At 62.1% G+C, this 14,843-nt stretch carries 13 protein-coding genes; 2 read left to right on the top strand and 11 right to left on the bottom strand.

Annotated elements, in window-relative coordinates:
• Positions 1-9: 9 nt before the first annotated feature.
• Positions 10-783 (top strand): enoyl-CoA hydratase, encoded by a 774-nt coding sequence (locus V3W40_RS32425; RefSeq protein ID WP_115487314.1) that lies wholly within the window; start codon positions 10-12, stop codon positions 781-783.
• An 83-nt stretch (positions 784-866) separates the two neighbouring features.
• On the opposite strand, the gene V3W40_RS32420 is transcribed toward V3W40_RS32425, so the two are convergent.
• The 11 genes from V3W40_RS32420 to arnC form a co-directional block, all read right to left on the bottom strand.
• Positions 867-2,018 (bottom strand): acyl-CoA dehydrogenase family protein, encoded by a 1,152-nt coding sequence (locus V3W40_RS32420; protein ID WP_074846809.1) that lies wholly within the window; start codon positions 2,016-2,018, stop codon positions 867-869.
• Positions 2,019-2,021: 3 nt separating this feature from the next.
• On the bottom strand, positions 2,022-3,125 hold the full coding sequence (locus V3W40_RS32415) for an enoyl-CoA hydratase/isomerase family protein (protein WP_330216371.1): 1,104 nt from the start codon (positions 3,123-3,125) through the stop codon (positions 2,022-2,024).
• Positions 3,126-3,266: 141 nt separating this feature from the next.
• Positions 3,267-3,977: an HPP family protein gene (locus V3W40_RS32410; protein ID WP_065927526.1), complete on the bottom strand. Its 711-nt coding sequence runs from the start codon at positions 3,975-3,977 to the stop codon at positions 3,267-3,269.
• A 239-nt stretch (positions 3,978-4,216) separates the two neighbouring features.
• Positions 4,217-5,839, bottom strand: coding sequence for an ArnT family glycosyltransferase (locus V3W40_RS32405; protein ID WP_330216370.1), 1,623 nt, complete (start codon positions 5,837-5,839; stop codon positions 4,217-4,219).
• Positions 5,840-5,842: 3 nt separating this feature from the next.
• On the bottom strand, positions 5,843-7,222 hold the full coding sequence (locus tag V3W40_RS32400; RefSeq protein ID WP_065946990.1) for a UDP-glucose dehydrogenase family protein: 1,380 nt from the start codon (positions 7,220-7,222) through the stop codon (positions 5,843-5,845).
• Positions 7,219-7,632 (bottom strand): 4-amino-4-deoxy-L-arabinose-phosphoundecaprenol flippase subunit ArnF, encoded by a 414-nt coding sequence (gene arnF, locus V3W40_RS32395; protein ID WP_065927529.1) that lies wholly within the window; start codon positions 7,630-7,632, stop codon positions 7,219-7,221. The genes V3W40_RS32400 and arnF overlap by 4 nt, the downstream gene beginning before the upstream one ends.
• Entirely contained in the window at positions 7,629-7,976 is a 348-nt protein-coding gene (gene arnE / locus V3W40_RS32390; RefSeq protein ID WP_141157763.1) for a 4-amino-4-deoxy-L-arabinose-phosphoundecaprenol flippase subunit ArnE, read from the bottom strand. The genes arnF and arnE overlap by 4 nt, the downstream gene beginning before the upstream one ends.
• Positions 7,973-9,628: a lipid IV(A) 4-amino-4-deoxy-L-arabinosyltransferase gene (gene arnT, locus V3W40_RS32385; protein WP_330216369.1), complete on the bottom strand. Its 1,656-nt coding sequence runs from the start codon at positions 9,626-9,628 to the stop codon at positions 7,973-7,975. The genes arnE and arnT overlap by 4 nt, the downstream gene beginning before the upstream one ends.
• Positions 9,625-10,509, bottom strand: a complete 885-nt coding sequence (arnD, locus tag V3W40_RS32380; protein WP_330216368.1) for a 4-deoxy-4-formamido-L-arabinose-phosphoundecaprenol deformylase — start codon at positions 10,507-10,509, stop codon at positions 9,625-9,627. Before arnD ends, arnT begins: the two co-directional genes overlap by 4 nt.
• Positions 10,509-12,500: a bifunctional UDP-4-amino-4-deoxy-L-arabinose formyltransferase/UDP-glucuronic acid oxidase ArnA gene (gene arnA, locus V3W40_RS32375; RefSeq protein ID WP_092484314.1), complete on the bottom strand. Its 1,992-nt coding sequence runs from the start codon at positions 12,498-12,500 to the stop codon at positions 10,509-10,511. The genes arnD and arnA overlap by 1 nt, the downstream gene beginning before the upstream one ends.
• The gene (gene arnC, locus V3W40_RS32370) at positions 12,497-13,534 is read right to left on the bottom strand and encodes an undecaprenyl-phosphate 4-deoxy-4-formamido-L-arabinose transferase (protein WP_065927534.1); all 1,038 of its coding nucleotides are present in this window, start codon (positions 13,532-13,534) and stop codon (positions 12,497-12,499) included. Before arnC ends, arnA begins: the two co-directional genes overlap by 4 nt.
• A 400-nt stretch (positions 13,535-13,934) precedes the next feature.
• Between arnC and V3W40_RS32365 the strand changes: the two genes are divergently transcribed.
• Positions 13,935-14,747, top strand: coding sequence for a M949_RS01915 family surface polysaccharide biosynthesis protein (locus V3W40_RS32365; protein ID WP_065946995.1), 813 nt, complete (start codon positions 13,935-13,937; stop codon positions 14,745-14,747).
• The last annotated feature ends 96 nt before the right edge of the window (positions 14,748-14,843 follow it).

Here is a 14,843-nt window from a genome sequence, read left to right as displayed (position 1 = left end):
AGCCGATACATGAGTTACGACACCATTTTGCTCGAAGTCCAGGGCCGCGTCGGGTTGATTACCCTCAACCGTCCCCAAGCCCTGAACGCCCTGAATGCGCAGTTGGTCAGCGAGTTGAACCAGGCGCTGGATGGCCTGGAGGCCAACCCGGAAATCGGCTGCATCGTGCTGACCGGCTCGAAAAAAGCCTTCGCCGCCGGCGCCGACATCAAGGAAATGGCCGAGCTGACCTACCCGCAGATCTACCTCGACGACCTGTTCAGTGACAGCGACCGCGTCGCCAACCGTCGCAAGCCGATCATCGCCGCGGTCAACGGCTTCGCCCTGGGCGGTGGCTGCGAACTGGCGCTGATGTGCGACTTTATCCTGGCCGGTGACGGCGCCAAGTTCGGTCAGCCGGAAATCAACCTCGGCGTGCTGCCGGGCATGGGCGGCACCCAGCGCCTGACCCGCGCGGTGGGTAAGGCCAAGGCCATGGAAATGTGCCTGACCGGACGGTTTATCGATGCGGTGGAAGCCGAGCGCTGCGGGATTGTCGCGCGCATCGTGCCCGCCGATGAACTGCTCGACGAGGCGCTGAAGGTCGCCACGCTGATTGCCGGCAAATCGGTGCCGATCAGCATGATGGTCAAGGAAAGTGTGAACCGTGCGTTTGAAGTGAGCCTGTCGGAAGGCGTGCGCTTTGAGCGCCGGGTGTTCCATGCCGCGTTCGCCACGCAGGATCAGAAGGAAGGCATGGCGGCGTTTGTGGCCAAGCGTGCGCCTGAGTTCAAGGATAAGTAGCCGTTGCCAGCTGTATAGCTGCAAGCTGCAAGTAATCGCCAATGCGCTTTTACTTGAAGCTTGCAGCTTAAGACTTGCAGCTCCTACAGCTGGTAGTTTTTGAGTTCCCGGGCAATGACCATCCGCTGTATCTCGCTGGTCCCTTCGTAAATCTGCGTGATCCGCGCGTCCCGGTAGTAACGCTCCACCGGGTAATCCTCCAAATATCCATAGCCGCCATGAATCTGCATTGCGCTGGAGCAGACTTTCTCGGCCATTTCCGAGGCGAACAGCTTGGCCTGGGACGCTTCCGAGAGGCACGGCTTGCCGGCGCTGCGCAGGCGCGCCGCGTGCAGGATCAGTAAACGGGCAGCGTTCAGGCGGGTTTGCATGTCTGCCAGCAGGTTGGCCACGCTTTGGTGTTCGATGATCGCCTTGTCGAATTGCACCCGGTCGCGGGCATAGGTCAGCGCCGCCTCGAAGGCCGCACGGGCGATGCCCAGGGCTTGGGCGGCAATGCCGATGCGGCCGCCTTCGAGGTTGGACAGGGCGATGGCCAGGCCTTTGCCGCGCTCGCCGAGCAGGTTGGCCTCGGGCACGCTGCAGTGGTTGAGGGTCACGGCGCAGGTGTCCGAGGCACGAATACCCATCTTGTGTTCGGTACGGTCGACCACAAACCCCGGGGTGTCGGTGGGTACCAGGAACGCGGAAATGCCCTTCTTGCCCAGGTCCGGGTCGGTCACGGCAAATACAATCGCCAGCTTGGCGCGCTTGCCGTTGCTGACGAACTGCTTGGCGCCATTGATCACCCACTGGCCATCGCGCAGTTCGGCGCGGGTGCGCAGGTTGTGGGCCTCGGAGCCGGCCTGGGGTTCGGTCAGGCAGAAGCAACCAATCGCCTGGCCACTGGCGAGTTCGGCCAGCCAGGTATGTTTCTGGGCATCGGTGCCGTAGTTGAGGATTGGCCCGCAACCCACTGAATTATGGATACTCATCAGTGCGCCGGTGGCGCCATCGCCGGCCGAGATCTCTTCCACGGCCAGGGCATACGCCACGTAGTCGACATAGGTGCCGCCCCATTCTTCCGGCACTACCATGCCCAACAGGCCCAGTTCACCCATCTTCGCCACCAGGGCGTCGTCGATCCAGCCGGCTTTTTCCCAGGCTTGGGCATGGGGAGCGATTTCACCACGGGCGAAGTCGCGCGCCATGTCACGGATCATTACCTGTTCTTCAGTGTATTCAATGTCTTGCATGGCTTATTTCGCAACCTGCTCGAAGTGATGGAAGAAGCTGTCGACGTGGCTTTTGTTCAGTCCATGGAGCGTCGGCGGGTTCCAGCGAGGGTTCTTGTCCTTGTCGATGATCAGCGCACGGACCCCTTCGATCAGGTCGCCGCGTTCGAACCATTGGCGGTCAAGGTGCAGCTCCAGGGCAAAGCACTGCTCCAACGGCAGGCGCCGGCCGCGTCGCAGCATTTCCAGGGTCACGGCCATGGCCAGGGGCGAGCGGGTTTGCATCAGGTGGACGGTGTTCAGTGCCCACTCATGGCTGTCGGCGACAGTGACCTCCTGAAGTTGCTCGACGATGCTCGGAATGTCCGGCAGGCCGAAGAAGTGGTCGATCGCGGGGCGCAATGCGGCCAGCGGCGGGTCGGGCAGGCGCTGCACCGCCAGCTTGGCCAGCACGCCTTGCAGGTCTTTGAGGGGCGATTCATGCCATTGCAGGCTGTCGAGTTTCTGGTCGAGGCTGGCCAGCTTGGCGCTGTCTAGGTACCAGTTGGCCAACCCGCAATACAGGGCGTCTGCCGCGCGAACCTGCACGCCGGTCACGCCGAGGTAAATGCCCAGCTCGCCGGGAATGCGCGGCAGGAAGTAGCTGCCACCGACGTCCGGGAAGTAACCGATCGCCACCTCCGGCATCGCCAGGCGGCTGCGCTCGGTGACGACGCGCAAATCAGCACCCTGCACCAGGCCCATGCCGCCGCCCAGGACAAACCCGTCCATCAGGGCCAGTACGGGTTTGCGGTAATGGTGGATGGCCAGGTCCAGCGCGTATTCCTCGACGAAGAAGTCTTCGTGCAGGGTGTCGCCGCGTTTGAAACTGTCATACAGGGAGCGGATATCGCCGCCGGCACAAAATGCCTTTTCGCCCGCACCGCGCAGGACTACGGCATGCACCTGCGGGTCGTCTGACCAGGCGTGCAGCTGTTGCGCCAGGCGGCGGACCATGTCCAGGGTGATGGCATTCAAGCCAGCGGGGCGATTGAGGGTGAGGTGACCGATATGGTTGCGTACTTCGGCCAGTACGTCGTCCTGACGCCTCTCGGCGCTGCTTGCTTCGCTTGAAACCTGAGCAGTCATCTGTAACTCCCTGCTTTTATTGTTCTTTATCAAGATGGTCGTGCGCAAACACTCCCGTGATCGTACCAGTGCAAATTTGCACAGTACAACCCGAAATCATGCAGGTCGTTTTTGCATTTATGCAGGGTGGCGGGCGCGGGTTCAGGTCACGCGGGTTGCCAGTACTTCACCGATGCTGCGGCGCCGAGCGTGGGTTTCTGCAGCATGGATCAATTGCTCCAGCTCCGTCGGGGCCACGTCGTAGAATTGCTCCATGTCCGCCAGCGCCAGCTTCAAGTCGGCGGCCGTGATAGCGGGGTCGCGGGCGGCCCTGGGGTCAGGCAGGACAGTCGTCGACGTCTCGACAGCACCCTTGGGGTAGCGCGTTCGCGTCGCATTATTGTAGGCCAATGCGCAGGCCAACAAGGCGCCGGCACCGAGTAATACGGCTCCCAATTCGTGCCAGCCCAGGGCGGCGGAGGCAGGGTCGGCCAGGACCAGGCTCATGGCCAGCCCACCGGCGGGCGGGTGCAGGCACCGCAACCAGCACATCAGCACCACGGCCATGCCGGCCGCCAGGCAGGCACCGCCCAGGGTGCGCCCAAGGACGCGGGCCACCAGCAACGCCACGACACCGGCGCACAGGTAGCTGCCGATGATCGACCAGGGTTGTGCCAGCGCCCCGGATGAGACCGCAAACAACAACACCGCCGAAGCCCCCAGCGGGCCCAGCAGGTGCAGGGCCACCTCCATGCCGAAGACCTGGGCACAGAGCCACACACTGAAGAATGTACCCAAGGCCATGCCAATCGCGGCACGGCTCCATTCGGTGGGGCGGGTGTTGATAGCAGCGGGAAACCAGCGAGAGCGCATTGAAAGGAAATCCATAAACGGCGGGCAAAAAAAAGGCTTGTCTGGTTGCCCGGAAAAGCCCTTTGAAAGTTCCTGCATTTGGGGGAGGAACCCGCGCAGTGTGCCGCGCCCGGCAGGGCAGCGCCAATGCATATTAATGAGGGTTAAATACAAAAATAATGAGTTTATCAAGGCGTGGCTGAGCGGTAGATAGCTACCGCATGTGGCCATCGAGTTTACAGTTGGGGTTCAGACGCAACTCAAGGTTGGGCAGGTTTAGCCAGGTGCAGCAGCACATAGGGGGTTCGGTCGAACTCACCGCTCAACGTAGGCGTGATAGAGGCAAAGCGCGGGTCTTCGAGCCCTTCGAAATCCGCCTGGCTCATCACCAGCCACGCCGGCCCTTGCAGCGGTGCCAGGTCAGAAGCTTGTTGGGTAAACAACGGCACCTGGTCGCAGTCGAGGTTGACCATGTATTTGATCGCCTTGGCGTCTTTGCCCAAGCCGTGCAATACCACGGGGGCGCGCTGTTGCTTGACCTGCTCATGCACTTGCAGGGTAAAGGTGCGGGTGTCGTAGACGCTGCGTTCGAGCGGTTCGACCACGGCAATATAGGTTGCCCAAACCGCAAGCACGGCGGCAAGCGCCGGACCCAGCGGCCGTAGGCGAGCCCTGAACAACGCCAGCAATGCCAAGGCTTGCAACACGCCGAGAACGGCGAACACCGGCCCCAGCTGGCTCAACTGCTGCGGATAGCGTGGCCGCGCGAATACCAGCCCGACGATCAGCAGGCCTGGCAGCAGTGTCCATAGACCCAGCATCAGCCCGCGTAGCCATGCAAACAGCCGCCCCTCAGCGACCTGGAACGGGTACGCCGCAATGATCGCTGCCATCGGCAACATCGGCAGCACATAGCGAGCCTTCTTTGCCTGGGGAATCGACAGGCCCAACATCACCAGCAAGCCTGCGGCGGCGCAGTACAGCACCAGTTGCAACGCCGGCGTCGGCACGCGGCGCCCACCGAACGCAAGCGCCAGCAGCACCAGCAGCGCCACGGGATAGGCGAGGGCGTAGTTGCCCAGCGAGCTGGTGAAGTAATACAACGCGCCACTGGAGCCTTCACTGCCGTCCATGCGCCCCAGGAACTGCATGCGGATCACATCCTGCATGAAGCTCTCGCCGCCACTGAGCTTGGCCATCAGCAACAGCAGGCCGACACAGGCCGCCAGCAGCGCCAGGGCCAGCAGGCCAAAACTGAACAGTTGGCGCCATTGCCGGTTGATCAGGTAGTAGCTGCACAGCACACCCGTGGGAATGACCAGCCCGATCGGCCCGCGAATCGCAAAGCCGAGGATCAGCAGCAGGTACAGCCAGTACAGGCGTCTGCCCGCACCGAAATGATCATGGGCATAACCGAGGTAGAACACCGCCAGGGCGATGGCGGCGAGCATCTGGTCGAGGGATACCGCACGGGTTTCACTGATGAAGGTACTGCTCAGCAACAACAGCGCGATGCTCAGCAGCCCCCAACGCTGGGAGTAGGGCGCCGTCAGGCGATACACCAGGATGACGATCACTGCCGAGGCAATCGACGTGGGCAGCCAGGCCGTGAGGCTGGTGACCTGGCCCAGGGGCAGGGACAACAGCCAGGTCATCAGCGTCGAGGTGGCCAGGTAATCGGCATACGGCTGCCCGTAGGTGGTGGGAAAAAAACCCGGCCCATGGCGCAGCATCTCCTGGGCAAATACCACGAAGCGTGAGTCGAAACCGATAATCGCCTGGTGCCAACTGCCGGCGATGAACAACAGCAGCGCCAGCAATCCCAAGCCGAGGGATTGGCGACGAATCGTCGGGCTGAGCAGGGACGGTTGAGCTTTGTTCACGAATCAGGCTTCCACGACCTGCGGCACCCACTGTTGTTGGGGGATCGGCAACTGGCAGGAATCGCCACGACCGATCGGGTAATACTGGAAGCCTTTGCGCGCCAGGCGCTCACCGTCATACAGGTTGCGGCCGTCGAAGATCACCGGGGTTTTCAGGCGCTGGTGGATCAGCTCGAAGTCCGGCGCCTTGAACTGCTGCCATTCGGTGCAGACGATCAGCGCATCGGCGCCGAGCAACGTGGATTCCGGCGTGCCCATCAGCATCAGCCGCTCCTCGTCAGCGTAGATGCGCTGGGTTTCCTGCATGGCTTCCGGGTCGAACGCCCGCACATTGGCGCCGGCGGCCCACAGGGCTTCCATCAGCACGCGGCTGGGTGCATCGCGCATGTCGTCGGTGTTGGGCTTGAACGCCAGGCCCCACAGGGCAAAGGTCTTGCCGCGCAGGTTGCCCTGGAAGAACGCATTGATACGTTCGAACAGCTTGCTTTTCTGGCGCTGGTTGATGGCTTCCACGGCTTCCAGCAGGTCGCTGGAGCAGTTGGCCTGCTTGGCGCTGTGGATCAAGGCACGCATGTCCTTGGGGAAGCACGAGCCGCCGTAGCCGCAGCCGGGGTAGATAAAGTGGTAGCCGATGCGCGAGTCGGCGCCGATGCCCAGGCGCACGGCTTCGATATCGGCGCCCAGGTGTTCGGCCAGCTCGGCGATCTGGTTGATAAAGCTGATCTTGGTCGCCAGCATGCAGTTGGCGGCGTATTTGGTCAGTTCGGCACTGCGCAGGTCCATGAAAATGATGCGGTCATGGTTGCGGTTGAACGGCGCGTACAGGTCGCGCATCACGTCGCGCACTTCTTCGCGCTCGCAGCCGATGATGATGCGGTCCGGGCGGCGGCAGTCGGAAACGGCCGAGCCCTCCTTGAGGAATTCCGGGTTGGAGACGATATCGAACTCCAGGTGCCGGCCGGCCAGGTGCAGGGCTTTTTCGATATGGGCGCGCAGGGTGTCCCCGGTGCCCACCGGGACGGTGGATTTCTCCACCAGGATCACCGGGTCGATACGGTGGCGGGCCACCGCATCGCCCACCGACAGCACGTACTTGAGGTCCGCCGAGCCGTCTTCATCCGACGGTGTACCCACCGCGATAAACAGCACTTCGCCGTGTTCGACGGCAAGCTTTTCGTCAAAGGTGAAATGCAGTCGCCCGCTCTCCAGGTTTTCCTTGACCATGGCCGCCAGCCCCGGCTCGAAGATGCTCACATGGCCTTGCTGCAGGAGCTTGACCTTGTTCTGATCGACGTCCATGCAGATGACATCGTGACCGACTTCGGCTAATACGGTGGCCTGCACCAGACCGACGTAACCACTACCAAATACACTGATTTTCATGGGGCATTCCTGGCGCTTGCAGCGCTAGCACGGCGAGAGTTAATAACCAGCACACCAAGGATGACAAGCGCCACCCCCAGGGTTTTCGAGAGGGAAAAATGTTCGTTGAACACCGGCAGGCTGGCGGCCAGCAGGTACACCAGCGCGTAGCTGATGCTCAGCAGCGAATAGGCGCGGCCCAGGGGCAGGTGCTTGAGGGCACCGAGCCAGCAGAGCATCGACAGCGCGTAGGCCAGGATCGCCAGGCTCACTACGCCCAACGCGGTGAAGTCGATGGCGTTGCTGTTGAACGCGGTCAGCCATTCGGTAGGCAAGGGCAGGCGCGTCATGCTCCAGCGCATACCCAATTGGGCGGCGCTCACCAGGCCAACGCTGCCCAGGGCCAGGGCAAACCCACGCACGCGGCTCATACCTGGCGCCCCAGCAGCACCACACCGGCAATCACCAGCACCACGCCCAGCCAATGCCGTGTGTCGATGGGTTCCTTGAATACACAGCGCGCCACCAGGGTGACCAGGACAAAATTGAGGCTGAGCATCGGGTAGGCGATGCCGACTTCCAGGCGCTGCAACACCAGCAACCACACCAGCAAACCAAAACCCAGGCACAGCAGGGCCGACCACAACCATGGTGAGCGCAGTTTCAGCGCCCAACCGTCGGGCTGGCCGCGCCAGCCTTCCACGGCGAATTTCTGCGAGACCTGGCCCATGCATGTCAGCAGGCAGGCCGCCAATAACAGGAGCAGTGTGATCATGGCGCAACCTGCGGGAACACCAGGATCACGATATTGCCTTGCTCGTAGCGCTTGCCGTCCTTGGGCAGCAAGTCCACTTCGGCGAGTTCGTCGTCACCCTTGACGCGCATCACCACACCGACCGCGCCGTGTTTCCGCGCGTCGCTCATCCATTGCTGGACCTGTGTGGTATCGACCTTGTGATGGGCCGCATCGTCGAAGGCCAAGCCATATTTCACTTCGCCGACGGTGTTATAGAGGGTCACGTCCGGGCGCTTGACGCGCCATGCCAGGGCGGAGGCCGCGCCGAGGTCGTTGCTCAGCAACGCGCTGGTCTGGCTCAACTCCTGGAGGTGATCGATGATGAACTGGTCCGGGGTCTTGTTATAAACCACCGAATGGGGCAATGCGGCCGGGACCAGCGCCACCAGCAACCAGCTGCCGATCGCCGGCGCCGCCCACAAGCGCAGCGGGCGCGACGCTTGCAGCAGGTTGGCGACGATCCAGCCGAACAGGAACATAAACACCAGCACCAGGCTGAGGGTTTCACTGCCGTGCTCATACACCGGTTTTTTCAGTTGGACCCACGTCAGCGCGAGCAAGGCCAGCACGCCGATGACCAGGTTCAGCCAGCCGTTGATGCGTAACACGCGCCCACGGGCCTGGGCCAGTTTGTCGGCCAGGGAATGGCCCATCAACAACGCCAGCGGCAACAGGCACGGCATGATGTAGGAGGGCAACTTGCCCTTGGCCAGGCTGAAAAACGCCAGCGGCATCAGCAGCCACAGCAACAGGAAGGCGGTTTTCGCCGCGCGTTTTTCCTGCCACGCCTGTTTCAAGGTCGACGGCAATAGCGCCACCCACGGCAGGCAGAAGGCAATCAGCAGCGGCAGGTAATACCAGAACGGTTCGGCATGCTGGGCATCGTCGCCGGCAAAGCGCTGGATATGCTCGTGCCAAAAGAAGAAGTTCCAGTAGTCCGGCTCCTGCAGGTGCACGGCCAGTACCCACGGCAGGCTCACCACAATGGCCACGACCACGGCGACCAGGCCGTAGCCGAGCAGTTCGCGAAAGCGCTTCTGCCAGATCGCGTAGGGCAGGGCGATCAATACCGGCAATAGCCACGCCAGGAAGCCCTTGGTCATAAAGCCCATGCCACAGGCAAAACCGAGCAGCGCCCAGGATCCCAGGCGGCCGTTGCGGGTGGTGCTGTCGAAGCAGAACCACAGGGCAACGCCGGTCAGGTTGACCCAGAACGTGAACTGCGGATCAAGGTTGGCATAGCCGCCCAGTGCCGCCACGCTGACAAAACTCATGTACAGCACGGTGCTGACCAGGCTCTTTTGCGGGTCATTCCACAGCCGGCGCGACACCAGGTACACCAGCAGGATGCTCAAGCCGGTGCTCAGCGCCGAGGCGAAGCGCACGCCAAACAGGTTCTGCCCGAAGATCGCCTGGCCCAGCGCGATCATCCAGTAACCGGCAGCCGGTTTTTCGAAATAGCGGATCCCCATGAAGTGCGGCGAGGCCCACTTGCCGGTCAGCAGCATTTCCTGGCTGATCTGTGCATAGCGGGTTTCATCCGGAATCCACAGGCCGTGGGTGGTCAGCGGCAACAGGTAAAACACACCGAACGCCAGCAGGAGCAGGGGCAAGGCCCAACGCCGGATCATGCCTGCTGCACTCCGAGCCACCCCTCACGGCCGCTCAAGGCGCCGCGCACCAGGTGTTGCCGGGGCAGGGTGGTCAGGTCCGCAGGCAACAAGTCGCGCAGGGGGTTGAAGTCGATGCCGCGCTGCCCTGCCTGGGCGAGCAACTGGCGAAAATCATTGGCCATCAGAATCCCTTCTACTTCTGCGTGGATCGTGTAGACGTTGAGCTTCGACTCGGCAAACCGGTCAAGAATGAAGCCGTTGAAGTCTTTGGCGGCCACCACCGGCCCGACGACTTCGTCGAAGGTCGGCAGGTCCACCGGAATTTGTGGCGTACCCGCGCTGCCATCGGCCAATGTCGGCCGAAACAGGCTGGTACCCCGGCAATCGCTGTTGTAGCGGAAGTTGAAACCTTGCTTGGCTTGCACCACGCGCTCGTCGGCACGCCAACCCGCGGCCGCCGAACAGTCGATGGGTTCGCCGAGGATGTCGCTCAGGGTCTCCACGCCGCGTCGAATCTGCTCGACCAGCTGTGCATCGCTCCAACGCCCTGTGTTGGCCTGCCAGCCGTGGTGATCCCAGGCGTGCAGGCCGACTTCATGCCCCGCCGCCTTGGCCTGGCGCATCAAGTGCCCCAGGTCACGGCCGATCGGCTTGCCTGGCCAGGCGGTGCCGGCCAGCAGGATGTCCCAGCCGTACAGGCCGGCCGCGTTGGAACGCAGCATCTTCCACAGGAACTGCGGGCGGATCAGGCGCCACAAGTGGCGCCCCATGTTGTCCGGCCCGACACTGAAGAAGAACGTCGCCTTGACCCCGGCCTCATCCAGGGATTCGAGCAACCGTGGCACGCCTTCACGGGTGCCGCGGTAGGTATCGACGTCGATGCGCAAGCCTGCCTTCATTACTTTTTGTCCGCGATTTCGAGCATGGCTTCACGCAGGAAGAAGTCCAGCGTGTTGCCGATGGTTTCGCTCATCTCCACGGTCGGCTCCCAGTTCAGCAGGCGCTTGGCGTTTTCGATGCTTGGCTTGCGGTGCGCCACGTCCTGGTAACCGGTGCCGTAGAACGCCTTGCTCTCGACGTCGCGGAAACCGGCGAACGGCGGGAAGTTGCCGCGCAGCGGGTGCGCCTCGAACTGACGCAGCAGCTCTTCGCCCAACTGGCGGATGCTGGCTTCGTTTTCCGGGTTGCCGATGTTGATGATCTGGCCGTTGCAGGCATCGTTGTCGTTATCGATGATGCGCGCCAGGGCTTCGATACCGTCGGCGATGTCGGTGAAGCAACGCTTCTGCTCGCCACCGTCGAACAGGCGGATCGGCGTACCTTCCACCAGGTTCAGGATCAGCTGGGTGATCGCCCGGGAGCTGCCGATACGCGCCGAATCCAGGCGGTCCAGGCGCGGGCCCATCCAGTTGAACGGACGGAACAGGGTGAAGTTCAGGCCCTTGGCGCCGTAGGCCCAGATCACGCGGTCCAGCAGTTGCTTGGAGACCGAGTAGATCCAGCGCTGCTTGTTGACCGGGCCAACCACCAGGTTGGAGGTGTCTTCGTCGAAGTACTGGTCCTGGCACATGCCATAGACTTCGGAGGTCGACGGGAAGATCACGCGCTTGTTGTACTTGACGCAGTAGCGCACCAGCTTGAGGTTTTCTTCGAAGTCCAGCTCGAACACGCGCAGCGGGTTGCGGGTGTATTCGATCGGTGTGGCGATGGCCACCAGCGGCAGGACCACGTCGCACTTCTTGATGTGGTACTCGATCCACTCGGTGTGGATGCTGATGTCGCCTTCGACGTAATGGAAGTTCGGGTGGCTGCGCAGGCGCTCGATGGCGTCAGAGCCGATGTCCAGGCCGTAGACTTCATAACGGTCGTCACGCAGCAGGCGCTCGGACAGGTGGTTACCGATAAAGCCGTTCACACCGAGGATCAGCACGCGGGTACGGCGCGGCTTGCGACCGGACTCGGCACCGCGCAGCACGGAGCCGTCGACCAGGCCCAGTTCGTTGGCCAAGGACGGACCGGCCAGGTACAGGCCGTTGTCGTTGCGCTGTCCGAACTTGACCACCAGGGAGTCTTCACCGCAGGCGATGCGCAGCGGGTTGACGCTGATCACGCGGCCCGGCGCCAGGCCTTCGTTGCCCTTGACCACTTCGGCTTGCCAGACGATGAGCTTGTGCTCGCCGACGGCGCAGAACGCGCCTGGGTACGGTTGAGTCACCGCACGCACCAGGTTGAACAGCTCTTCAGCGGGTTTTTTCCACTCCAGCTTGCCGTCGGCTGCGGTGCGACGACCAAAGTAGGTGGCCTGGCTTTCGTCTTGAGCAGTCTCGGTCAGCTTGCCCGCAGCCAGTTGCGGCAGGGCGTCGCGCAGCAGGCTGGTGGCCGCATCACGCAGCTTGGCGTGCAGGGTCAGGCCGGTGTCGGTGCGCTCGATCACGACTTTTTGCTGGGCCAGGATCGCCCCGGCATCGGCGCGCTTGACCATGCGGTGCAGGGTCACGCCGGTTTCGGTTTCGCCGTTGACCAGCACCCAGTTGGCCGGTGCGCGGCCACGGTATTTAGGCAGCAGCGAGCCGTGCAGGTTGAACGCACCTTTGCTGGCGGTGGCCAGCAGCGGCTCGCTCAGCAGGTTGCGGTAGTAAAAGGAGAAGATGTATTCCGGGTTCAGCTTGGCAATACGCTCGATCCACAGCGGGTGGTTGGCGTCTTCCGGCGCATGTACCGGGATGCCGTTGCGCGCGCAGAGTTGGGCGACGGAAGCGTAGAAATTGTTTTCCTTGGGGTCGTCGGCATGGGTGAACACGGCGGCAATGTCGTAGCCGGCAGTCAGCAGGGCTTCAATGCCCGCACAGCCAATATCGTGGTAAGCGAAGACAACGGCTTTTGAATTCATGACGAAACCTGATCGGAAGGAAAAGTAGTGGTGGAATGGGAAGACACCAGGCCGTCGACGACGACCACGGGTGCCGGTGCTGCCGGTTGGTTGCGCAGCACTTTTTCAATAAAGAAGCGGGGGCGCGCACGCACGTCGCTGTACATGCGCCCCAGGTATTCGCCCAGCAGGCCCATGCCGATGAACTGGCCGCCGGTGAACACGAACAGCACCGCGAACAGTACGAACATGCCATCGCCGGCCCATTGGGCACCGAAGGCCAGGCGCAGGATGATCAGCGCGAAGGCGAACAGCACGCCCAGGCCCGCGAGGCTGAAGCCGACGATGGACAGCAGGCGCAGCGGCGTGGTGGTCATGCAGGTCAGCAGGTCGAACATCAGGCTGATCAGGCGCATGGCGCTGTATTTGGATTCGCCGTGTTCACGCTCGGCGTGGTGCACCAGGATCTCGGTGGTGTGACGGGCAAAGCCGTTGGCCAGGATCGGGATGAAGGTGCTGCGCTCGCGGCAGGCGAGCATGGCGTCGACGATGGTGCGCCGGTAAGCGCGCAACATGCAGCCGTAGTCGCTCATGGCGACGCCGGTGGAGCGTTGCACGGCGAGGTTGATCAGGCGCGAAGGCCAACGGCGAAAGGCCGAGTCCTGGCGATTGTTGCGTACCGTGGCGACCACGTCGTAGCCCAGGGCGGCCTGTTCCACCAGGCGCGGGATTTCTTCGGGAGGGTTCTGCAGGTCGGCATCGAGGGTAATCACCACTTCACCCCGGCACTGCTCGAAACCGGCCATGATCGCCGCGTGCTGCCCGTAGTTGCGATTGAGGATCACCGCCACCACGTTGCTGCCGTCTTGCGCGGCGGCGTCTTCGAGCAATTGGGCGGAGTTGTCGCGGCTACCGTCATCCACCAGGATGATTTCGTATTCGTAGGCCAGTTGCTTGCAGGCGGCAGTGGTGCGACGCAGCAGTTCAGGCAGGCTTTCTTGTTCGTTGTAGACCGGGATAACGATCGACACGCAATGAATAGGGTAGGGTTTCAAAGATTCATGACCTCGGGACTGGAGCAACTTGGCGCGTGAAAGCAGTAGTAAACATTGGACGAACACCTGGCCCGCACTTAAAAAGCGGCACTAAAGATGAAGCGTAATCAACAGCTTAGCTGGTGTTGTGGAATTCGCTCTGAAGTTTCACGTTCAAGATTAAGCGCAAAAATGTGCAACAGATATGAAAGGCAGATGAAAAACTCGTTTATTTGACAGGTAGACAGCTAGGGTTCAGCTAGGCAACTCAGGTATGGCAGGGGAAGGTCTGCAGGCTGAATAGGCGTTGTCTGCAGGTGAGGCGCTTTAATCCGCCAGCCCTTGGTCCTAATTGAAGAATCTTCTCTGCAATGCGCTTCAAGTGCCGGTAAAGTAAGCCATCTCTTGCCAGGGTACTCGGATGAATAGCGTGCAGCGTATAAGCGGCCAATGGCGGCCCGTTTTGATCGGATTGTTGATGACGGCGGCCTGCGTCAGCGCCGTACGGGCAGATGATGGCGTGGCGCTCACCGCGCTCGCCCAAGTGCCTGAGGGTGTTGAAGTGCGCGGCAGGCAGGTCGCCGCCTATACCTGGGACGACCGCCAGGGCAAGAACCTGCTGGTGCTCTCCGAGCAGGTCAGTGAACGCGAGGATGACGGTACCCAGTCGGCGTTTGTCTATGCGGCCCAATACCTGATCGACGGTGACCGTCCCAAGCGCATGTGGATGCTCTACGACGACGTGCAGCATTGCCAATTCGATGCGGCGCTGCGCTTCGACATGGCCGCGACCAAGGTCACCGACCTCACCGGCGATGGCGTCACCCAGGCCACCGTGGGCTATTCGCGCTCCTGCACCAGCGATGTCAGCCCCAACGAATTCAAGCTGATCATGCATGTCGGCAAGTCGCAGAAGTACCGCCTGCGCGGGGTCGACCGGGTCGGCGCAGCCTGGTGGGATGAAGAGGCCGGGGCCCTGCGTGGCATGCCGCTGCCCAAGGATTGTAGCGTGGCCGGGCAGCAGGCGCTGGTCAGCCAGTACAAGGAGCAGGGCACGGAGTTGCCGTTGCCGGGTTGCTATGGCGATGAGAAGGACTTTGCCAAGGCGCCGGACGCTTACCTGACCTTTATGCGTCAGCACTGGTTCGCACTGATGCAGAAGCAGGATGCCGAATGGAGTCAGGCCCAGACCCAGCCCCAGGCGCCCACCGAGGATGAAGACACGGCACCGTGATTTTGTGCCAGGGCTTTTCCTGGGTTAGACTCGGTCTTCGCCAATTCACTAAATACCTCGATTAAACAATGAGTTGTTCGAGGTATTTAATCCAAA

Origin of the sequence: Pseudomonas sp. AM8 (assembly GCF_036346475.1) — a bacterium.
Taxonomy (GTDB): Bacteria; Pseudomonadota; Gammaproteobacteria; order Pseudomonadales; family Pseudomonadaceae; genus Aquipseudomonas; species Aquipseudomonas marginalis.
Note: the sequence above shows the minus strand (reverse complement) of the source record. Positions and strands in the feature narration are given on the sequence as shown.